The sequence below is a fragment of the uncultured Oscillibacter sp. genome (assembly GCF_910579365.1).
Lineage (GTDB): Bacteria > Bacillota > Clostridia > Oscillospirales > Oscillospiraceae > Oscillibacter.
Map to the genome: position 1 here is coordinate 64451 of NZ_CAJTUX010000003.1, position 21725 is coordinate 86175.

At 59.7% G+C, this 21725-nt stretch carries 20 protein-coding genes; 1 reads left to right on the forward strand and 19 read right to left on the reverse strand.

Annotation, left to right across the window (positions count from 1 at the left end; genetic code table 11):
* Nucleotides 1–11 precede the first annotated feature (11 nt).
* The 6 genes from trmD to QZ329_RS02120 form a co-directional block, all read right to left on the reverse strand.
* The gene (trmD, locus tag QZ329_RS02095; RefSeq protein ID WP_295747847.1) at nt 12–779 is read right to left on the reverse strand and encodes a tRNA (guanosine(37)-N1)-methyltransferase TrmD; all 768 of its coding nucleotides are present in this window, start codon (nt 777–779) and stop codon (nt 12–14) included.
* Complete coding sequence (gene rimM, locus QZ329_RS02100) at nt 776–1273, reverse strand: ribosome maturation factor RimM (protein ID WP_295747849.1); 498 nt, start codon at nt 1271–1273, stop codon at nt 776–778. Before rimM ends, trmD begins: the two co-directional genes overlap by 4 nt.
* A gap of 107 nt (nt 1274–1380) precedes the next feature.
* Nucleotides 1381–2130 carry a hypothetical protein gene (locus tag QZ329_RS02105; protein WP_295747851.1) on the reverse strand — a complete coding sequence of 250 codons (750 nt, stop codon included), beginning with the start codon at nt 2128–2130 and terminating at the stop codon, nt 1381–1383.
* 1 nt (nt 2131) lies between these two features.
* Nucleotides 2132–3514 (reverse strand): NADPH-dependent glutamate synthase, encoded by a 1383-nt coding sequence (gene gltA, locus QZ329_RS02110; RefSeq protein ID WP_295747852.1) that lies wholly within the window; start codon nt 3512–3514, stop codon nt 2132–2134.
* A 1-nt stretch (nt 3515) separates the two neighbouring features.
* Nucleotides 3516–4358, reverse strand: a complete 843-nt coding sequence (locus tag QZ329_RS02115) for a sulfide/dihydroorotate dehydrogenase-like FAD/NAD-binding protein (RefSeq protein ID WP_295747854.1) — start codon at nt 4356–4358, stop codon at nt 3516–3518.
* 311 nt (nt 4359–4669) lie between these two features.
* Nucleotides 4670–5269, reverse strand: coding sequence for a GNAT family N-acetyltransferase (locus QZ329_RS02120; protein ID WP_295747856.1), 600 nt, complete (start codon nt 5267–5269; stop codon nt 4670–4672).
* A 190-nt stretch (nt 5270–5459) separates the two neighbouring features.
* On the opposite strand from QZ329_RS02120, the gene QZ329_RS02125 reads away from it, so the two are divergent.
* Nucleotides 5460–5834 (forward strand): hypothetical protein, encoded by a 375-nt coding sequence (locus QZ329_RS02125; RefSeq protein WP_295747858.1) that lies wholly within the window; start codon nt 5460–5462, stop codon nt 5832–5834.
* Nucleotides 5835–6054: 220 nt separating this feature from the next.
* Here QZ329_RS02125 and QZ329_RS02130 read toward each other — a convergent pair whose 3' ends face one another.
* The 13 genes from QZ329_RS02130 to nifJ all read right to left on the reverse strand — a co-directional run bounded on the left by QZ329_RS02130 (nt 6055) and on the right by nifJ (nt 21700).
* Complete coding sequence (locus tag QZ329_RS02130; protein ID WP_295747860.1) at nt 6055–7101, reverse strand: hypothetical protein; 1047 nt, start codon at nt 7099–7101, stop codon at nt 6055–6057.
* A gap of 29 nt (nt 7102–7130) precedes the next feature.
* Nucleotides 7131–8288, reverse strand: a complete 1158-nt coding sequence (locus QZ329_RS02135; RefSeq protein ID WP_295747862.1) for an amidohydrolase family protein — start codon at nt 8286–8288, stop codon at nt 7131–7133.
* A 22-nt stretch (nt 8289–8310) separates the two neighbouring features.
* Nucleotides 8311–9549: a hypothetical protein gene (locus QZ329_RS02140; RefSeq protein WP_295747863.1), complete on the reverse strand. Its 1239-nt coding sequence runs from the start codon at nt 9547–9549 to the stop codon at nt 8311–8313.
* 19 nt (nt 9550–9568) lie between these two features.
* Nucleotides 9569–10405: an SDR family NAD(P)-dependent oxidoreductase gene (locus QZ329_RS02145; protein WP_295747865.1), complete on the reverse strand. Its 837-nt coding sequence runs from the start codon at nt 10403–10405 to the stop codon at nt 9569–9571.
* A gap of 14 nt (nt 10406–10419) precedes the next feature.
* Nucleotides 10420–11280, reverse strand: a complete 861-nt coding sequence (locus QZ329_RS02150) for an SDR family oxidoreductase (RefSeq protein WP_295747867.1) — start codon at nt 11278–11280, stop codon at nt 10420–10422.
* Between the two features lie 12 nt (nt 11281–11292).
* The gene (locus QZ329_RS02155) at nt 11293–12153 is read right to left on the reverse strand and encodes an SDR family NAD(P)-dependent oxidoreductase (RefSeq protein ID WP_295747869.1); all 861 of its coding nucleotides are present in this window, start codon (nt 12151–12153) and stop codon (nt 11293–11295) included.
* Nucleotides 12154–12168: 15 nt separating this feature from the next.
* Nucleotides 12169–13194: an oligopeptide/dipeptide ABC transporter ATP-binding protein gene (locus tag QZ329_RS02160; RefSeq protein ID WP_295747870.1), complete on the reverse strand. Its 1026-nt coding sequence runs from the start codon at nt 13192–13194 to the stop codon at nt 12169–12171.
* Complete coding sequence (locus QZ329_RS02165; protein WP_295747871.1) at nt 13191–14186, reverse strand: ABC transporter ATP-binding protein; 996 nt, start codon at nt 14184–14186, stop codon at nt 13191–13193. The genes QZ329_RS02160 and QZ329_RS02165 overlap by 4 nt, the downstream gene beginning before the upstream one ends.
* A 12-nt stretch (nt 14187–14198) precedes the next feature.
* Complete coding sequence (locus QZ329_RS02170) at nt 14199–15044, reverse strand: ABC transporter permease (protein ID WP_295747873.1); 846 nt, start codon at nt 15042–15044, stop codon at nt 14199–14201.
* Between the two features lie 14 nt (nt 15045–15058).
* Nucleotides 15059–16000, reverse strand: a complete 942-nt coding sequence (locus tag QZ329_RS02175; protein WP_295747875.1) for an ABC transporter permease — start codon at nt 15998–16000, stop codon at nt 15059–15061.
* A 62-nt stretch (nt 16001–16062) separates the two neighbouring features.
* Entirely contained in the window at nt 16063–17640 is a 1578-nt protein-coding gene (locus QZ329_RS02180) for an ABC transporter substrate-binding protein (RefSeq protein ID WP_295747877.1), read from the reverse strand.
* An 82-nt stretch (nt 17641–17722) separates the two neighbouring features.
* Nucleotides 17723–18154, reverse strand: a complete 432-nt coding sequence (fabZ, locus tag QZ329_RS02185) for a 3-hydroxyacyl-ACP dehydratase FabZ (RefSeq protein WP_295747878.1) — start codon at nt 18152–18154, stop codon at nt 17723–17725.
* Nucleotides 18155–18184: 30 nt separating this feature from the next.
* Nucleotides 18185–21700 (reverse strand): pyruvate:ferredoxin (flavodoxin) oxidoreductase, encoded by a 3516-nt coding sequence (gene nifJ / locus QZ329_RS02190; protein WP_295747880.1) that lies wholly within the window; start codon nt 21698–21700, stop codon nt 18185–18187.
* Between the last annotated feature and the right edge of the window lie 25 nt (nt 21701–21725).

The window sequence follows — 21725 nt, forward strand, 5'->3', positions numbered from 1 at the left end:
CGGACGGTCTTTTACCGCTCTCCACTCTCTGCCGCCAGCTCGTCTCTGGCCTCCTGGAGAATCTTTTTCTCCGCCTTGGTGGTCAGCTGGCTCTCGTCAAACCGCGCAAACAGGTCCGGACGGCGGCGCATGGTCCGCTTGTAGCTCTCCTTCCGCCGCCACGCCGCCACCTTCCCGTGGTCCCCGGAGAGCAGAATCTCCGGCACCGCCCGGTCGTGCCACACGGCGGGCCGGGAGTACTGGGGGTACTCCAGAAGACCGTTCCAGTGGGACTCCTCCTGAAAGCACTCCTCGTCCGGCAGAACCCCCGGCACCATGCGGCACACCGCGTCCGCCACCGCCATGGCGGGAATCTCCCCGCCGGTGAGGACAAAGTCCCCCATGGAAATCTCCTCGTCCACACATTCGTCCAGGAAGCGCTGGTCCACGCCCTCATAGTGGCCGCAGACCAGAATCAGGTGGTCATACTTCTCCTTCAGCTCCCTGGCCACATCCTGGGTGAAGGTCCGGCCGCAGGGGGAGAGAAAGATGGTCTGCCCCGGGCCGTGAACCTCCGTCACGTGGGCCCAGCAGCGATAGAGGGGGTCCGCCTGCATGACGGCTCCCCGGCCCCCGCCGTAGGGATAATCATCCACCTGCATCTGCTTGTTGGTGGTGTACTCCCGAATCTGGTGGGTACGGATGGCGATATAGCCCCGCTCCTGGGCCCGGCCCAGAATGCTGACGTTCAGCATGGCGTCCACAGAGTCGGGAAAGAGGGTCAGAATGTCGATGTTCACTCCGTCAGCCCCTCCCAGACCCGGATGTCCATCCGGTTGTTCTCCAGGTCCACGTTCAGGATGAAGGCGTCCTTCACCGCCGGGACCAGGAACTCCTTCAACCCCCGGACGGTGTAAACCTTGCTGGCGGGATAGCGCTCCACCTTGGTAAGCTCTCCCACGCACTCCCCGGTCTCGCCATTGTAGACGTCCAGGCCGATGAGCTCGCCGTCGAAGTACTCCCCGGCGGGGAGATGGGCGTCCGCCCGGCGGACCAGAAGCTCTCTGCCGCGAAGGGCCTCGGCGGCAGTGCGGCCGTCCACGCCGGCGAGCTTCAAAAGGGCCATGCCCTTGTGAACCCGGCAGGCGGAGGGAGAGACGGCCTGCCCGTCCAGATAAAAGGTTTGAAAGCCGGTGAGGAAGTCCGCCTCCCCCTCCAGGGGCAGGACCCGCAGCTCTCCCCGGATGCCGTGGACGCCGGTGATCCGGCCCACGGGGACCATATCTAATTTCATGAGGGTTCTCCTTTGCGCGTTTGTTCGGAAAGCAGTATAGCACGTTCCGCCCGTTCAGGCAAGCGCAAAAACGCCCCGGAGAGGACTTCCCTCCCCGGGGCGCCGTTTCATGGACGCGGTCCGTGGTTCCGCTCCATGCTGGCGGCGTGTTCCCGCTCCATCACGTCCAGAAGCTCCGCGATCCGGCCTGTGGGATAGCGCTCCCGGCAGGCCGCCAGGGTCTGGGCAAACTCCTCTGAACCGCCGTGCCAGGCGGCGTCGGCGGTGGCGATGCTCATGCAGATCACGTCCGCCGCCAGGGGCTGGTCCCAGTAGTCCACCCGCTGGTCCCCCATCAGCACCAGATAGGCCAGCACCGTGTCGGGCGCTTCCAGGAAGCGGCTGCGCAGTTCCTCGCTGGACCCCTCGGTCAGCGCGTCGCCCCATAGGTCAAAGACGATCAGCTGGTCCAGAGGGACCGTGTCCGTGTGGCCCATAATGTACATAAACCGTTCGTCATCGAATTTTGCGGTAAGGCCAAAGGACTCCAGGTCGATGCTGACAATCTGCCAGTCCGCCCTCTCCAGGCCCTCCAGCGCAGGAGCAATGTCTTCGGCCAGCGCCTCGTTCCCGGGCCTTGTTGGGGCGGCGGGGACTTCCTCTCCGTCAGGGGCCGGGGGCTCCTCTTCCGCCGGAGGGGCCTCCTCTTCACCGGAGGCTTCCTCTGGCAAAGGGCCAGGTTCGGCGGGCGAGACGGTTTCGGAGGTCTTTGGCTCCGGCGGCGCGTCAAGCGGCAAGGCCCCCTGCCCGCCGCAGGCGGCAAGCAGGAGGCACAGCGCCAACGCCAGAGCGGTTATGTCCGTGACGTTTCTTCTCATATTACTTGCTCAAAGCCTCGTCAATGGCCTTGGCGGCGGTTTTGCCCGCGCCCATGGCCAGAATGACCGTGGCCGCGCCGGTGACGGCGTCGCCGCCGGCATAGACCTTCTCCCGGGAGGTAAGACCGTCCTCGTTCACCACGATGCCGCCCTTGCGGTTGATTTCCAGACCCTTGGTGGTGGACTTGATGAGGGGGTTCGGGCTGGTGCCAAGAGACATGATGACGCAGTCCACGTCCAGGTCGAACTCGCTGCCGGGGACCTCGATGGGCCGCCGCCGGCCGGAGGCGTCGGGCTCGCCCAGCTCCATGCGGATGCAGCGGATCTTATTCACGTCGTCGTTCTCGTCGGCGAAGATCTCCACCGGGTTGCAGAGGGTCTTGAAGATGATGCCCTCCTCCTCGGCGTGCTCCACTTCCTCCTTACGGGCAGGCAGCTCCTCCATGCCCCGGCGGTAGACGATGTACACCTCCGCGCCAAGACGCTTGGCGCAGCGGGCCGCGTCCATGGCCACGTTGCCGCCGCCGACCACCGCCACCTTCTTCGGGTGCTGAATCGGGGTGTCGGAGTCGGGCAGGTAGGCCTTCATCAGGTTGATGCGGGTGAGGAACTCGTTGGCGGAGTAAACGCCCCGATAGTTCACGCCGGGGATGTCCATGAACATGGGCAATCCCGCGCCGGAGCCGATGAACACGGCCTCGAAGCCCTGCTCCTCCATCAGCTCGTCGATGGAGATGGTCCGGCCAATCACCGTATCGGTGGCGATGGTCACGCCCATGGCCTTCAGCCCGTCCACTTCCTTCTGCACAATCGCCTTGGGCAGACGGAACTCGGGAATGCCATACACCAGCACGCCGCCGGCCAGGTGCAGCGCCTCAAACACGGTGACGTCGTATCCCTTCCGGGCCAGGTCTCCGGCGCAGGTCAGTCCCGCGGGGCCGGAGCCCACCACCGCCACCCGGTGGCCGTTGGACACGGGCTTTTCAGGAGCCTCGGTGCAGTGGGCGTTGTGCCAGTCGGCAACGAAGCGCTCCAGACGGCCGATGCCCACGGGATCGCCCTTCTTGCCCCGGACGCAGTACATCTCGCACTGGGTCTCCTGGGGGCAGACCCGGCCGCAGACGGCGGGGAGGGCGCTGGTGTTGGAGATGATCTGGTACGCCGCCTCAAAGTCGCCCTTGGCCACCTCGGCGATGAACTCCGGGATGTGGACCATGACAGGGCAGCCCTGCATGCAGGCCCGGTTCTTGCAGTTCAGGCAGCGCTGGGCCTCGTCCAGGGCCTGCTCCTCGGTATAGCCCAGGGCGACCTCCTGGAAGTTCTTATTCCGGACGTTGGGGTCCTGGGAGGGCATGGGGTTCTTCGTTAAAGACATATTGGCCATGTTATTCGGCCTCCTTCTTGAACAGGTTGCAGGTCTCCTCGTGCTTGTGCTTCTCGAATTCCATATACATCTGGTTCCGCTTCACGGCAAGGTCCCAGTCCACCTTGTGGCCGTCGAAGTCCGGGCCGTCCACGCAGGCGAACTTCATCTCGCCGCCGACGCTGAGGCGGCAGCCGCCGCACATGCCGGTGCCGTCGATCATGATAGGGCTCATGGAGACGGTGGTGGGAATGCCGTAGGGCTCCGTGGTCTTGGAGACGAATTTCATCATGACCATGGGACCGATGGCGAAGACCTCGTCGTACTGGTTGCCCGCGTCGATGAGCTCTTTCAGCGCGTCGGTGACCAAGCCCTTGCGGCCGTAGCTTCCGTCGTCCGTGCAGACGACAAGAAGATCGCTGGACTTCTTGAAGTCCTCCTCCAGGATGACCAGGTCCTCCGTGCGGAAGCCGACGATGGCGTGGACCTCGGCCCCGTCGTCGTGGAACTTCTTCAGCACGGGGTACGCGATGGCGCAGCCCACGCCGCCGCCCACCACGGCGACTTTCTTCTTGCCCTCGGTCTCGGTGGCCTTGCCCAGGGGACCCACGAAGTCCTGGAGGCAGTCGCCCTCATTCAGGTGACTGAGCTTCTCCGTGGTGGCGCCCACAGTCTGGACAATGATGGTGACGGTGCCCTTCTCCGGGTCATAGGCGTTGATGGTGATGGGGATGCGCTCGCCCTTCTCGTCCACCCGCAGAATGATGAACTGACCCGGCTGGGCCTTTTTGGCGATCAGCGGGGCCTCGATCTCATACAGGGTTACGGTGGGGCGCAGGGCCTCTTTTCTCACAATTTTGTACATATGCTTCCTTCTTTCCCAATCATGTCATGGTTAAAATTTTGGAGCCGGTGTCCTGCCATTGACACATTGTTTTCAGTTTAACATATAGGGGGAGAACCGTCAATCGGTTTGCTCCGGATTTTTGCAAAACCGACGGACCTCCGGCGGACAGGCGGGACCGCTACATGGGTTTTAAATTTTTGTGGAGCCTGTCCGCCATCCAGGCCAGCCGCTTCTCCCGCCTTTATGGTGCTTGGCCGGGCTTGCCGAATACAAGCCAGACGCCGGTATTGGACCGGCAATGCTCCAAAAGTCAGGTCCGGGACGCTTCTCTATGGGGAAACTGCATGAGATTGTCCATGATCCGCCTCTCCTCCCCTCCGCGTATCCGCAGAAATTCCGCGGCGGCGCTCCATTTTCACGACATACTCCGCCGTGCCCTCTTCCAAGCGCCGCTCCTGTGTCCGCGAAAAGCCGTGGCTTTGATAGAAATGAATGGCGCTGCTGTTTTTTTCCAACACAAATAAGTATTGAACCTCAAACTGCCGAATCGCAAATTCGATCAGTCTGGTTCCAATACCCTCCCCCTGAAAGAACGGGTCCACATACAGCTCCCGAAGCTCCCTTCCCTCTATGTGGAGCATTCCCTTTACAAATTCATCATCGTATACCCAAATATGGTTCAGCTTTTCACGGTTTACGATATAATCCCGCGCCAACGGATAGACCTGCATCTTGCCAAAGGAAACCTTGTCGTCGTGAAAGATGCTTCGATAATGGGTTCTTTTGGCAAAGATCAAAATTTCCGCTAATCTGGAAGCGTCTTCTGCCCCTGCTTTTCTGATATCGTCCATCATAAAGCGCCCCCGCATGTTGATTTTGATTGATTTGTCTTTTCCGGCACTCCACTGTTCCCTCTTCCCCAGTCTCATCATGCGCCTCCTATCATATCATTCCCGCCGCTGTTTTTCAACTTCAATTGACGGCGCAGGCTGCTGTATCCTTCCGCTTGCCACTGCTGTTGAGACCGAGAAATGAACGTTGAATGCCCCTTGCGATGGTGGTATACTTGGCTCATAACCATTCAGCAAAGGTGGATTTCACCTTAAAGGCGGAGCTGCCATGAAAAAGCTGTTCACCGCTATCCGTCAGGGCAAGCTGGAGGAGAACCGCCGTCTGCGGGAGATGCTCAAGTCAGTGCTGGATGCGCTGTTCAAACACGGGGCGGATGTCCGCGCTTTCGTGCCGCCCAACGGCTGCGGCCTGCCCGACTGCTCGGCCATCCTGCGAAACTTAAAGGAGGGCCGGGAGCTGCTGGACGGCATGTACGGCTTGGAGCCGGACTCCGACGCGTTCAAGCCCTACACCATGAAGTATCGGGGCAGAGAGCGGGGCATCCGTCCCTCTCTCACCGTGGAGGACTACCGCAGGCAGTATGAGATCAAGTGGCGGGAACCGGAACCCATCCTTCGCGCCTACTATGAAACGGCACGCTGATTCCATTTCTCAGATTATGACGGGAACGGACCAGGTTTCCAGTGTTGTACAGACAAAGCCGGCAGCCGCAGAAAAAAGCGCGCCAGCGCCGGAAGTCCGAAACGTTCCAATATCCGCGCCAGCCTTCACAGCCCGACAGCGGCTGCTCCGGATTGGAGCAGCCGCTGTCGGGAAAAGGACCGGCGGCAGGCCCTTGGAAGGAAACGCCTGCCGCCGGTTTTCAAGTGCGCTGGCTGTATAGACCTCTCGCGATCGTTACCATATCAAGATACATATTTCCAGGAGTGCTGGAAGCGGAGGCTTCCAGGCAATAATGAACCTGTTCCCCCTGCGTCCGGGTGCGCAGCCACAGCGCCTTGTCACACCAGCGGGCCTTTGCCAGGGGGTGGTCCTCCGGCAGGCATTCCGGCTTTGCCGAGAGCTTCAGGTTCCCGTCCTCCAGCACGGCGCGCCCCACCATGCACCAGGTCATGTTTTTGGCCGCCGCCGACCGGACTTCCTCTCCGGTCAGATCGCGTATTCCCTGGATTTCCACATCCGCCAGAGTGCAGCAGGCGTCCCAGTAAGTATTGGCCTGAATGACCGTTTTCATCGCGGTGTCCCAGCCGTCGATGTCCATCGCGGGATTCGGCTCCAAGAAGCCGCCGGCCCGGGCGCCCTCCAGGGCGGAGTCGAAGCTCTGGCCCTTTTTCATGCAGTCGATGACATACATGCAGGAGGCATTGAAGATTCCTCCAAACTCCAGAAGCTCGCCGCAGTGTCCCAGGGCCCGCCCCATCTCCAGAGTGGGCAGGCCGGAGCTGGCCGCCGTGCCGTAGCGGAGCTGGAGGCTCTTTTCTCCAGCCAGTTGGAAAAGCTCTTTCCAATACAGCGCCATGGGGGCCTTATTGGCCGTCACAACGTGCATCCCCTTCCCCAAAGCCGCGCGGATGTTGGAAGCGCCCGGTTCACCGTCAGGCAGATAGGGAGGAAGCCCGTCCACATAAATATCCGCGCTACACCGCTCGATCATTTCCAAGGTAGACATACCGGGCCGTCCCAGGAGCGGAATCTTGGATACGGTTCCCAATGTGCTCTTGGCTTCAGAGACGGTCTCGCTGGGGATGCCCTCCTCTCCGATGGCCGCGCCTTTGCTGTCTGTCACACCCACGATTTGAAATGCGAGGTCATATTCCTGCGCCATGCGCGCCCGCTCCGAGGTAATCAAATCCACCATGGGCCTGGCCGCGTTTCCCATTCCGCCGATCAAAACTCGTACTGTTTTCATGTGCTTCCTCCTGTGCATAATTAGGGATTTTACTTGCTGAAGACCTCTTTTCCAAACTTGAAAACCTTCCGGATTTTTCCGTAGGCAGTCACATCTTTCAGTGGATTTTCCTCCAAAAGAAGGAAATCGGCCCATTTTCCGGTCTCCAGCGCCCCGGCCCGTCTCTCCAGCCCGCAGGCTTCGGCGGCGATGCGGGAGGCGCTTTCCATGATCTGGGCGGGCGTCATCCCCATTTCCTCCATATAGATCATCTCGTCCACAATGTCAAAGGGCGTGATGTGGAATCCGCCTGCCATGGTCCCAAAGGCAATCTTCGCCCCAGACTTTACCAATTTTTGGATGCTCCTTCGCTTGGCGGGCAGCACGTTCTCCCGGACCATCTCTACCGTTTTGGGGTTCCAGCCGCCTTCCAGACCATATTTGGCGATGTTCTCATAGGCGGCCAGCGTGGGCGTAACATAGACGCCTCTTTCCACAATCTGGTCCACAATATCGTCTTCGATGAACGTGCAGTGCATCAAATTTGCGGCGCCCGCCTCCAGCGCTACACGCATGCTGCGCGCCCCATGGGTATGACAGACGGTTTGCATCTTATGATCCGCCGCGAAATCACAAAAGACCTTTACCTCTTCCAGGCCAAGCTCCAAGGAATCCGGGTCCTCCCGGTCCCCCCCGATCCCGCCGCTGACGCCCAGCTTGAAAAAATCCGCGCCTTCGGACCAAAGCCTGGCGGCGGCCTTCCGGGCCTCTACGGGGCCTGTGATCAGCTCGCCCGCCCAGTGGCCGCCGGGCGCCAGTACCATCCTGCCGGCCGCCACGATGGACGGGCCGGTCAGGTCCCCCCGTTCCACCGCGTCCCGGACAGCGATGGATTCACAATACCGGCAGCCGCAGTCCCGAATGGTGGTTACGCCATTTTGGAGGTGTTCTCCCATCGATTTGATGGTGGTCAGCACAGCCTCCTCTGGAGTGAGGGCCGTGAAAATATGGGCGTAATTTCCGGCGGACCGGGCGGACAGGTTCGCGGAGGTGTTGACAATGCCGGGAACGATAAACGCGCCGGCCGCGTCGATGGTCTCTGTATCCGTCCCCGCCGGTTCGCTGAAAAAGCGGCCTTCAAAGGCCAGATTCCGCCTCTCAAAATCATGGCCTGTCCAGACCAGTCCATTTTTTACAACTGTACTCATTGCCGTCTTCCCCCTGCCGCTTTTAAATGTTGTCGTACGGACGGAAGGGGGCTCCGATCAGTTGGGAGACGCCTTCCACAAACGTCTGATTGGACATCGGCGTATCATACAACAGCGCAAACAGATTCTGGCGCTGCTCCTCCGGGCACAGGTCCCAGGCCTCCCGGACCATCCACCTGCCATAATAATAGCTGGGATACTGGATGTGCTGCACAGGATGAGAGAAGAAACGGAAGGTGTTTACGGCTTCCACCTCAGAGAAGACCCGGGTCCTTCGGAAGTAGTCCATCACGTCCTCCTGAGACGCGCCCTCTGCCTGATACATCATGCACGCCCGGGTCTGGATGATGCGCTGGAGGTCCGAAACATCCCAGGCAAGAGACATCTGCGCCTTCATCTCCTCCGGAATCTCGTTGGCAGTGGAGCCGGGCTGATCCCACCCCAGAAAATGGGTCCCGTTTTCCGGAAGACCCTCAAAGACCGTGTTGGCGGGGCTGGCCAGCATATACCAGGACGCTTCCACCGGATATTTCTCCTGCTGGAACAGCCAGTCCCACCGGCAGTAGGACACCTGATGGCCGGGATAGCCCTCGTGAGCCAGGGTGTTGATGAAGATGGGCGCGCTCCAGGGCCGGTCCAGGTTGAACCGCAGACGGCCCTTGAAGCCGCCAAGGTAGGCGGAGTGCCCGCTCCAGAACTCACCGCTCACGCCGTAGAGCTCCTGGATGCCGTCCTCCTCCGGCAGCTGTGTAACCCGGTCCAAAGTGGCCCGTTTGCAGGCGTCGAGGTACTTCCGCGCAAAGGAGATCACCTCACCGGCAGGAATCTTCCACGTCTCCTTCCAGGCGGCAATTTTCTCCATGACGCCGCCCTGGTAGCCCAGATCCGTCAGCTGGCGGTCCACCGTGTTCCTCAGCGCCTCGTATTTCGCCTCCGGGATGGGCTGGAGCGGAAGCTCCATAATATCCCGGAGTTTCTCCTCATAGCTCAGCTGGTCTCCGCACATCACACGGGTAAAACACTTAAGCGCCCGGGCGGTCCCCTTCAGGTACATTCCCTTCAGGCCATCGTAGGGAGCCAGCTCCTTTTCCAGCGACTCCGCTGCGCAGCCGATCTCCTCCAGGGTGGAGAGGGTGGGCCGGAAGCCTCCGTAATTCGCCAGGACAGAGTCAAACTCCCAGCGCTCCTTTGTATAACGGTCCAGGCTCAGCGCCACATCCGCCATCTTCCGCCCAATTTCCGGGCTCGTCCAGTATAACATGTCCTTCCCCCTTCTCTCGTCAAAATTCTGCGGAGGAAGCCAGAGCTTCCCACGACGCCAGCTCCCGGCGGCGCTGTCCGATGACGTTATGCACCAACGCCTCCACGGGATAATCCAGAAACAAAGAGCAGGGCGGTTCCGGCTCCTCCGCCAGCTTGATGAAAAGCTCCGCGACCTTATACGGGTCTCCCGGCTGTCCGCCATGGGTCTCCTGATCGTCGATCTCGTGGGCCTGATGGATGGAGTGATAGCAATCCTTCACATGGCTGGGCTGCTTCAGGTGATCCGCTCTGAGATAGCCCGTCCGCAGATCGAAGGGCTTCACACAGGTAGAGCGGATATGGAAGGGCCGCCCCTCCGCGTTGATTCCCTCCGTCAGGGCGTTCACGGCATATTTGCTGATGGCGTAGATTCCGCTGCACGCCTTCACGGTGAAGGAGCTGATGGAGCCCATGTTGATAAAGTAGCCCCCTCCGGTCTCCCGCATGACCGGGAGAAAACTTCGGACCATGTTCAGCTGAGAGAAGAAGTTGTCGTCCAGCATAGCCCGGGCCTCGGCGTCCGTTACCTCCTCAACAGCGCCCCGCTGGCCATGGCCCGCGTTGTTCACCACAACATCGGCCCTGCCGAATTTCTCCAGAACCCGCCGCTTCGCGGAGAGTACGGAGTCCTCCTCATGGAGCTTTACCGACAGGGGCAGAAAACCATCGGTCTCCCCATGCCCCACCGCCTGTTCCACCGCCGCCGCGCTCCGGGAAAACGCGGCCACACGGATGCGGTGCTTCAGCAAGGTCTGAACGATCGCGAGACCCAGGCCCCCGGAGGAACCTGTCACGATCCATACCTGTTCACCCATGGTTCTCCCTCCCGTCATAAAGAGACTGCGCAGCCGTCCGCCGCCTGACTCAGGTGCTCCCAGCGGTCCAGCTCCTCACGGCGCTCCTCCAGGATATGCCGGACCACCTCCTCCACAGGGTAATCCAGGAACAAAGAGCAGGGCGGCTCCGGCTCCTCCGCCAGCTTGATGAAGAGCTCCGCAACCTTTATGGGGTCGCCGGGCTGAGCGCCATGGGTCTCGTCATCGTCCAATTGGTTGAGGCGGTGGATGCTGTCATAGCATTCCTTGCGGTTCGCCCGCTGCTGGATATGCGTGGGAGCCAAGTAGTTGGTACGAAGGTCAAAGGGCTTGACGCAGGTGCTGTGGATGTGATACGCGGCGCATTCCAAATTGATGGCCTGGGTCAGCGCGTTGACCGCGTATTTGGTTGCGCAGTAGATTCCGCTGCATGCCTTGGACTTGAAGGACCCGACAGAACCCAGATTGATAAAATAGCCCCACTTCTGTTTCCGCATCACCGGAAGGAAACAACGCATCATATTCAGCTGTGAGAAGAAATTATCGTCGAAGGCGGCGCGGACCTCGGCGTCTGTCACTTCCTCGACAGCGCCCCGCTGCCCGCGGCCCGCATTGTTCACCACCACATCAACGGTCCCAAACTTTTGCAGCACCCGCTCCGCCGCCGCCGCAACGCTGGACTCCTCGTGGAGCTTGACGGAAAGGGCCATGAAACGGCCGGTCTCCCCATGTCCCACCGCCTGCTCCACCGCCTGAGCGTTTCGGGAAAACGCCGCTACCCGAATGTCATGGGCCAGCAGGGTCTTCACGATGGCAAGGCCCAGTCCTCCGGAGGCGCCGGTCACGATCCAGACTTTTTCCTGTTGTTTGTTCATTTCCCGTCCCCCTTAGCCGCGCTTGCCGTAGTAACATTCTTCCTTGGGGAAATCGACGCAGAGCGTGGCCCATTTCCACTTTTCGAATTCGGCCTCCAGGCCATCCCAGGCCTCGCGGGCCATGCGGACGCTCTCCCGCGTCAGATAGAGATCCTTTGGCGCTTCCTCCTCCCCAGTCAGGCGGATCAGCAGCTCCGCCGTCTTCTTGGGACTGACCGGCTCCTTTCCGCGAAGAGCGGCGTTCTTTGCGGCTCTTTCCTCCCGGATGGCGTCATAGGCGTCCAGGGACAGGGCAGCGCCGTGCTTATGGGACAGGTAATCCGTCCGCATAGGGCCGCATTTCAGACAGACCGCCGAAATGCCAAACTGCCCCGCTTCCTTGTTCAAGGCGTCCGTCAGCGCGTCGATGGCGAACTGCGCCGCATGCGAGACCGCGTGACAGGCGGTGGCGGCGATGGCCTCCTCCCCGGCGTAATTGATCACATAACCGCCGCCCTGTTCCCGAAGGTCCGGAACAAAGGCCCTGCATACGTTCAGCATCCCGAAAAGGTCCACGTCGAATAGCGCCCGGGCCTCAGCGTCGGACACCTCTTCGATGGCGCCGTCCAGGCCGTAGCCCGCGGCGTTCACCACGACGTCCACCCGGCCAAAACGCTTCAGGATTTCCTCTCTTGCCGCCAGCACAGACGCTTCGCTGGTCACATCGGTCCGGACCGCCAGGAGGTCTTCCGCTCCCGCGTGGCGGCTCAGCAGCGTTTCGGGCGTCCGGGTCATACCGGCCACGCAGAAGCCCCGCTCCAGCAGCGTTTCTACCAGCGCTGTGCCAAATCCGCCGCAGGCGCCGGTCACGACCCAAATCTTATTTTGTTTCATACTACCCTCCATTTGCTATTTATCACGTTTGATCGCTTTGATGCACCGCACGAAATGATCCGCCCCCACGGCGGCCAGCTCCGGCACTTCTTCCTCACAGGCATCCGACCGGAACCGGCAGCGGCCCGCGAAGGGACATCCCTTCGGAAGGTGGACAGGGCTGGGAGGCTCCCCCTCCAAAAGCGGCTTTTCGATGCCGTGACGGTTCGGGTTGATCTCCGGCGTGGCCCGAATCAGCGCCTCCGCGTAAGGGTGTAGCGGCTGGGCAAACAGGGTCCCGGCCTCCGCCTGCTCCACGATACGGCCCAGGTACATGACCACGATGCGGTCCGCAATGTAACGGACGACGCCCAGGTCGTGGGAGATGAACACGATGGTCAGACCCAGTCTGTCCCGCAGCTCCTTCAAAAGATTGATGACCTGGGCCTGGATCGAAACGTCCAGGGCGGAGACCGGCTCATCCGCCAGAATCAGCTTCGGCTCCATGGCAAGGGCCCGGGCGATGCCGATGCGCTGGCGCTGGCCGCCGGAGAATTGACTGGGCAGGCGGTCCAGAAATTCATGACGCAGCCCCACCATGTCCATAAGCTCCAGCAGCCGGGCGTCGATCTCCCCGGGCGGACGCATCCGGTGGATGACCAGGACTTCCCGCAGAATCTCCCGCACGGTCATCCTGGGGTTCAGCGAGGCAAAGGGGTCCTGAAAGATCATCTGCACGTCGCGCCGCGCCGCGCGCAGGTCTGCGCCGTGCAAGCTGTCCAGATGTTTTCCATCCAGCACGATTTCTCCGCTGTCAGCGGTATGAAGATGGATCATCAGCCGCGCCAGCGTGGACTTCCCGCAGCCGGATTCCCCGACGATGCCCAAGATCTCCCCCTGCTTCACATCCAAGGACAGATCGTTGATCGCATAGACCCGCTGCTGCGGGCGCTTCATAAGAGTGTCAAGCAGGGTATGGGTCATTTTGAACCGCTTGTTCACATGCCGCAGAGACATCAGCACCGCGTTTTCCTGCTGGTTTTTCACACGTTCCTCGTTCATTGGCCGCCTCCTTCACGCTCCGCCTGCGCCGCCGCATAGTGAAAATGGCAGCGGCAGAAATGCCCGGATTCCAGTTCCTCCAAGCCGGGCTCCTCTCGGAAGCAGACCTCCTGGGCATACTTGCACCTGGGTGCGAACGTGCAGCTTGTCAGTTCTTCCGCCAAATTGGGGGGCGCGCCCTCAATGACCTCCAGCCGGTCGTCCTTCTTTTTATTCTGCGGCAGACAGCTGAGAAGTCCGGCCGTATAGGGATGAGCGGGAGTGGTGAACAATACGCTGGATTTCGCCAGCTCCACAATCCTTCCCGCGTACATCACCGCAATCCGGTCGCACATGGGGCTCGCGACGCCCATGTCATGGGTCACCAGAATCATACTCATGCCCAGGGACTTTTTCATGGTATTGATGAGATACAGAATCTGGGCCTGAATGGTGACGTCCAGCGCTGTGGTGGGCTCATCCGCCAGCAGGAGTTTGGGCTGCGCGGCCAGAATGGTGGCGATCATCGCCCGCTGGCGCATGCCGCCGCTGAATTCATGGATATATTCTTCCAGCCGCTTCTCCGGAAACGGGATGCCGACCCGCTTAAACATCTCCACGGAGCGCGCGTATTTCTCATCCTCTTTCATATTGGAATCCAGGAACTGCTCATAGATTTGGGTCTTCAGCTTCAGCACGGGGTTCAGCGTGGTCATGGGCTCCTGAAAGATCATGCCGATCTCCTTGCCCCGGATTTTCCGAAGCTCCTGGGAGGACATGGTCAGAATATTCTGTCCGCGAAACAAAATCTCGCCAGAGAGTTCGGTGATCTTCTCCGGTGTCAGACGAAGGATGGACCGGCACACCGTGCTTTTGCCGCAGCCGGATTCCCCCACCAGGCCGAAGGTCTCCCCGTCGGCGATCGAGAAGCTCACGCCGTCCACGGATCTGACGGTCCTGCCGCCGGTGTGGTAATAGGTCCTCAGGTCTCGAATGGTCAGCAAATCACTCATGCGTTGCCCCCCTTATTGTCCGCGGCTGCGCAGCGCGTCGGACAGTCCGTCTCCCACCAGGCTGAACGCGAGGCCCGCGAACATCAAAAACAGGCCGGGAAACAGCGTGATCCACCACGCGCTGGAGATGTAGTTTTTCCCACCGGCAATGATTGCGCCCCACTCGGGGGTGGGAGGCTGCACACCCAGTCCCAGGTAGCTCAAAGAGGCGCCCGACATCATACAAAGCACGATATCCGAGGCAGCGTAGACGATCGCGCCGCTGATCACATTGGGCAGGATGTGGCGCAGGATGATGCGGATATTTCGGAATCCAAGGGTGCGGGCCGCGTCTACATATTCCATACGCTTGACAACCAGGACCTCGCTCCGCACCAGGCGGGTATATTCTTTCCAGCCCACACACCAGATGGCAATGTACAGGTTCGTTAAACTCGCCCCCAGGATGGCAACGATGGCGATGACCAGCACCATGAAGGGAAAGGCGGTAAAGATATCGACGACGCGCATGACCAGCATATCCAGCTTTCCGCCGTAGTAGCCGGCCAGCAGACCCAGAATCGTTCCGGTAAACAGGGGAACCGCCATCGCGATAACGCCGATCTTCAGGTCCACCAGCGTTCCATAAATGCAGCGCGCGAACACGTCGCGGCCATATACGTCCGTTCCAAAAATATGTTCCCGGCTGGGCGGACTGAGCTTGATGTCCGCCGTGATGTCCGTGGGACTCAAGCTGGTGAAAAGCGTGGGGAAAAACGCCATCAGAAGCAGCAGCAACACAAAGATGCTCCCCACCAGAAGAGAGGGATTTCTCTGAAATGTACGTCTGATTCCATTTTTCTGCTGTCGGTTTTTCATATTCCACATACCTCTTACTGCAGCTTCACCTGGGGGTCCAGGAAAGAATACAGAATATCCGTGAGAAGATTGATCACAAGGACGACCACCGCGAAGAACAGCACCACCGCCTGTACAACGGCGTAATCTCTGGCGAGGATGCCGTTGACCAGCAGACTTCCAAGACCGGGGAGCGAAAACACCTCCTCAATCACCACCGCTCCGCCCAGCATCCCGGCGATCTTAATCGAAAGGAGCGTCACCGTGGGGATGGACGCGTTGCGGATGATATGCCGCGCGGCAATGCGGCCCTCTTTCAGTCCCTTGCTGCGGGCAAAATAAACATAGTCGCTGTTTTTGACTTCGATCACGTTATTGCGAAGATTCCGGATCAGGATCGCGGATGTGCCGATGGCCTGTGTGACGCCGGGAAGGACCAGGCTCCTTACATGCGTGGGCCAGTCCGAGCCCCAGCCGGAAACGGGGAATATCTTCAGTTTGACGCCAAACACGATCAGCAGCAGGATGCCGATCCAAAAGCTGGGCATCGCCAGGCCAATCATGCTGAAGCCCCGGACGCCCATGTCCGCAAGGGAGCCGTTCTTTTTCCCGGCGATATATCCCAGAGGCATGCTGATGATGACTGTGAAAATGGTGGAAACCAAGGTCAGCATCCCCGTTACGACCAGGCGATTCTTCATCAGCTCCGCGACGCTGGTCTTGTACTTCAAAGACGTGCCCAGGTCCAGCCGGAGCAGGTCTTTGAGGAAGATGCCATACTGCACATGAAGGGGCCGGTTCAATCCCATCTTTTCCGTCAAGGCCGCGACGGCCGCCGGATCGGCAAAATCACCCAGTATGTTCTCCGCCGGATTCCCAGGGATCAAACGAATCATAAAAAAGACGATGATCGTTGAAACGAACAGCGCCGCCAGCATCTGTACGACGCGCCGCAGGATATAGTTCAGGGTTTCCAATTTACGACTCCTTTATATATGCGGCGGGAGGGGTATTCCCCCCGCCGCGGCCCAGGCGTCTGTCAGCCAACAGACTTGTAGCAATGCTCCAGCCGGTATCTGCCAAGAGAAGTCTGTTCGAAGCCCTGGATCGAATCCGACATGGCCACCGGGATATCTCCGTAGTAAAGGATCATGGCCGGCACGTCGTCAAACCAAATCTGCTGCAGCTGACCATAGTAATCCGCGCAGCGGTCGGGGTCGAACTCCACCAGAGCCTTTTGCAGGATATCATAGCCCTCCTGATTCTCATAGTCGCAGAAGAAGCCGCGCTCTTTCTCATAGTCGAAGAAGTGGGTGCTGATCTGAGAGGGATGGGGGATGTCGTCCGTCCAGGTGACCATGGTGATCTCAAAGTCGATGTTGTTCCGCTTTTCAATATAGGCGGATTTCTCCAGGACGTTGATCTCCAGATTGACGCCGATGGCGGCCCACTGCTCCTTCAGGATCGTGGAAATCTCCTCATAGGCGGGTTTGTCCGCCCGGCACATGATGGAAATATTGAACCCGTCGGCATACCCGGCCTCCGCCAGCAGCTGCTTCGCCTTTTCCACATCATAGGTGGCGGGCTGGAGTTTCTCGTTATAATACAGGCCGGAGGAGGTCATATAAGAAGTAGCCTTCGTGCCGAAGCCGGACAGGACCAGGTCAACAATCATATCCATGTCCGTCGCATAGCGCAGGGCCTGACGGACCCGGAGGTCCTTCAGAATCTCGTGCTTCACGTTGAAGTTCACCAGCTGGGTCTCCGTGGAGCCCACGCCCAGGGCGCTGATGCCGTCCTTTGCGTCCAGTTCCGCAATGCTGTTGAAGGGGACCTCGTTGATGATGTCAGCCTCTCCGGATTCCAGCTGCAGCATCCGGGCGCTGCTGTCGGAGACGACGTTAAAGCGGATATAGGGAGTCGCCACATTGTCCGCGTCCCAATAGTAGGGGTTCTTCTCAAAGAGAATGTATTCGCCGATCTTCCACTCCTTGATCATATAAGGGCCGGTCCCCATGGGCTTAAGCTGGTTCTCCTCATCGCCGATGGACTCCACATAAGCCTTGCTCTGTACGGCGTTATTGAACATGCTGATCTCCGACAGGAAAGACTCCCGAGGTTCCACCAGAGAGACCTGGATGGTGTTTTCGTCCAGCGCGACAACATCCGCCACGGCGTCCGTGGAGGCGTGCCAGTTGCTCTCCACGGTGTCGCGGGCCCGGAGGAGGGAGAACACCCAGTCCTCCGCCGTGACGTCGGAGCCGTCCGAGAATTTCACACCCTGCTTCAAATGAAAGGTATACTGGGAATTGTCCTCGTTGGCCTCCCAGGAGTCCGCCAGATAAGGATCAAGCCTGGTTCCATCACTGCTGGGACGCAGCAGCGTGCCAAACAGCAGATCGGTCAGCCAAATCGTCGCATTGTCGCCGGGAATCATGACAGGGTCCAGCACGGACGGGCCGGAGGCATACGCCACAACGATCGTATCCGCGTTTCCCGCAGCAGCGGAATCGCCGCTGCCGCTCGGTTCGGAGCCGCTGGGAGACCCTCCGCAGCCAGCCAGCGAGACGGCCATCAGTAAAGCCAATAACGCGCACAACACATTTCTTGATTTCATACCCAATCTCCTTTTTTCATTATTTTAGATCAGCATACACTGAACTATACATATTGATCCCGCCAGGCCGCCGGAGTCCTCTTCAGCGCATGGCCAAGGTCACGTTCCCCTCGGCGGCCAACTCTCCATGGTTATAGATCTGCGCCGAACAGGTGGCGATCGCCTTTTCCGCGTACTCAGATATCAGGTTCGCCTGAATCTCGATCGTGTCCCCCGGGAGAATTTTTTTCAAAAAACGCACCTTGTCGATGCCAAGAAAGAGAGGAACCTTTTCCCGGTAACGCTGCGTGGACAACAGCAGGATGTCAGCCGCCTGGGCCATGCACTCCACAGAATAGACTCCCGGAAGAACGGGCTCCTTGGGGAAGTGTCCCCGAAAAATGTCCCTGGAGGGGTCCACGAAGAAGGTCGCGGCAATGGATTTCCCTTCCGCAAGCGCTTCCACGGTGGTTACCAGCAGCATGGGGTCTCGGTGCGGGATAATCTTCTTGATCTCATTTCGATCCATTCTCATACAACTCCGTCCTTTCCGCTGCCGGGCCGGTCAGCCCTCCGCCATTTTCCGGTATTTCTCATAACGGTCCTTGGCATCCTGTATGGTTTTTTCATACAGGCGCTCTGCGCGCTCCGGGAAATTGATCTTCAGGGAAGCGTAGCGGCTCTCGCCCTCCAAATAATCCATCATCCGACTGCTATCCGGCTCAGGAGAGTCCAACTGGAACGGATTCTTTCCCTCTGCGGTCCGGCGCGGGTCGTACCGGTACAAATGCCAATACCCGCATTCCACGGCCCGCTTCATTTCCGCCTGCGTACCCTGCATCCCCGCTTTGATGCCATGCTCCAGACAGGGACAGTAAGCAATGACAATCGCAGGGCCGGGATAGGCCTCCGCCTCACGGATGGCCTTCAAAGTCTGCGCCTGGTCGTATCCCATGGCGACCTGCGCCACATAGATATAGCCGTAGCTCATAGCGATGGCTCCAAGGTCCTTCTTTTTGACCTCCTTTCCGCCAGCGGCAAATTTTGCGACGGCGGCGGCGGGCGTGGCCTTGGAGGACTGGCCTCCCGTGTTGGAGTACACCTCCGTGTCCATCACCAGCATATTGATGTCCCGGTTCTGGGCCAGCACATGGTCTATGCCGCCAAATCCGATATCATAGGCCCATCCGTCGCCTCCGAAAGCCCACACGGATTTCTTCGTCAGAAATTCCCGATTTTGGAGAACGAACTCCGCTTCCTCCGACGGTTCCGCCTCTTCCAGCGCGGCGATCAGACGGTCAGCGGCCTGGCGGGTCTTCGCGGGGTCCGCCCAGAATTCCAGGTAATGGGAGACCTCTTTCCGAGCGGTCCCCCGGTCCCGCAGCGTACCGAGCCGCAGCAGAAGTTCTCCGTGGACCGCCTCGTGAGCCCGCAGGAAACCATAGGCAAATTCCGCATTATCCTCGAACAGGGACTGCTCCCAACAGGGACCAAAACCCCGGCTGTCGCGGGCATAAGGCGTCATAGGCATGGCGCCGCCATAGGCGGAGGAGCATCCGGAGGCATTGGCCACATACATGCGGTCTCCAAACATCTGGGTGACCAGTTTGATATAAGCGGTTTCCGTACAGCCGGCGCAGGCGGCGGAGAACTGGAAATAGGGTTTGGCAAACTGGATGTTTTTCACGCTCTTATCATGGATGGCGTCCTTTTTCAGCAGCGTCTCGTCCATGGCGAAGCGGTCAAAGTTGGCCTGCTGTTCCTTCTGCGTCTCAAAGGGGACCATCTCCAAAGCGCCCTCCGCCGGGCAGGCCGTCAGGCAGACGCCGCAGCCGAGACAGTCATAGGGAGAGACCTGCATCCGGAACGTATACTTTCCGAGGCCGGGACCCTTGGCTGGAACGGAGACGTATGTATCCGGAGCCTGCTTTTGCTCCTCTTCCGTCAGCAGGACCGGCCGGATTGCGGCGTGAGAGCAGACCATCGCGCAGCGGTTGCACTGGATGCAGGCGTCCGGGTCCCACCGGGGCACGGAGACGGCAACACCCCGTTTGCTGTAAGCGGTGGTGCCATTTTCCCAGGTACCGTCAATGCAATCATGCTTTTTGAACAGGGAAACCGGCAGCTTATCGCCCTGCTGGCGGTCCATAGGAACGACGATCTCCTTCACAAACGGAGTGCCCGCCTGTTCCGGGGCCGGGGCGTCTTCGGCACTGGCCCAGGAATCGGGAATCTCCACCCGGATCATGCCCGTCAATCCGGCGTCTACAGCCCGGTCGTTCAGCGCAACGATCTCCCTGCCGCCCTTCTTAAAATAGCTGTTGTAATTGCCCCGTTTCATCTCCTCAACGGCCAAATCAATGGGGATGACCTTCGTGAGCTGGAAGAAGGCGGCCTGAAGGATCGTGTTGATGCGGCCGCCCAGTCCCAGCTCCTGGGCAATCTTTGTGGCGTCTATGATGTAAAACGCCGCATGTTTCTTCCAGAGATCCCGCTTCATCTTGGCGGGGAGATGCGCGTCCAGCGTCTCAGGGGACCAGGGGCAGTTCAAGAGGTAGATGCCGCCGTCCTTCAGTTCCTCCGTGGTGTCATATTTCTCCACATAAGTGGGGGCGTGGCAGCCCACGAAATCAGCGGCGGACACCAGATACGTTGCATGGATCGGCTCGTCCCCGAACCGCAGGTGAGACTGCGTCAGGCCCCCGGACTTCATGGAGTCATAGGAAAAATAGGCCTGTGCGTATTTTCCGGCAGTAAGGCCGATGGTCGTAATCGCGTTTTTGTTGGCGCCAACGGTGCCGTCGCCGCCCAGACCCCAGATTTTGCAGGCAGTCTGTCCGGGATACTCCAAGCGAAGCTCCTGATAAGGCAGGGATGTGAACGTCACGTCGTCCTCGATGCCGATGGTAAAACCGCTCCAGGGATCGTTCTGCCGCAGATGGTCGTAGACCGCCGCGATCTGCCCCGGCGTCGTATCCTTGGAGGCCAGTCCATAACGGCCGCCAACCACGATGATATCGCCGCGTCCGGCCTGGCGCAGGGCGCTCTGCACGTCCAGATACAGCGGCTCGCCCACGGAGCCGGATTCCTTCGTCCGGTCCAGCACGGCGATCTTTTTGCACGTCTGCGGGACGGCGGCGGTAAAATGGCGGACCGAAAAGGGCCGGTACAGATGGACTTGGATCATGCCGGTCTTCCTGCCGTGGGCGTTCAGATAGTCCACCGTGTCCCGCACCGTCTCGGCAGCGGAGCACATAACCACAATGACCTCTTCGGCGTCTGGCGCTCCATAATAGTTGAAAAGCTGGTAATCCCGCCCTGTGAGCCGGTTAATTTCATCCATATAGCCCTGGACGACGCCGGGGATGGCCGCGATCTTCTCGTTGGCGCCCTCTTTGCACTGGAAGAACACGTCCGGGTTCACCGTTGTGCCCCGCGTGGACGGATGCTCCGGGTTCAGGCCGTTCTTCCGGAACGCGTGGAGCTGCTTCCGATCGACCAGCTTCTCCAGATCGTCGTAGTCCAAGGCCTCGATGCGCTGCATCTCGTGGGAGGTCCGAAAGCCATCGAAACAGTGCATAAACGCGTACCGGCCTCCGATGGCGGAGAGGTGCGCCACCGCTCCAAGGTCCATGGCCTCCTGAGGAGAGGAGGACATCAGCATGCCAAAGCCTGTCATGCGGCAGGTCATGATGTCGGAATGATCTCCAAAAATCGAGAGGGCATGGGCGCTGACCGTGCGGCAGGACACATGGAATACACCGGGAAGGAATTCGCCTCCAATCTTATACATCGGAGGGATCATCAGCAGCAGCCCCTGGGAGGCGGTGTAGGTGGTGGTCAGCGCCCCGGCCTGGAGAGAACCGTGACAAGTACCCGCCGCTCCAGCCTCGGACTGCATCTCGATGACTTCCACAGGCTTGCCGAATATGTTCTTTTTCCCTTTTGCAGCCCACTCGTCTACTTTTTCAGCCATGGTGGAGGAGGGAGTAATGGGGAAGATCGCCGCCACTTCAGTAAAGGCGTAGGAAGCGTATGCCGCGGCGGTATTACCATCCATAACTACATATTTTTTGCTCATCCTCAAATCCTTTCTGTACGAAGAC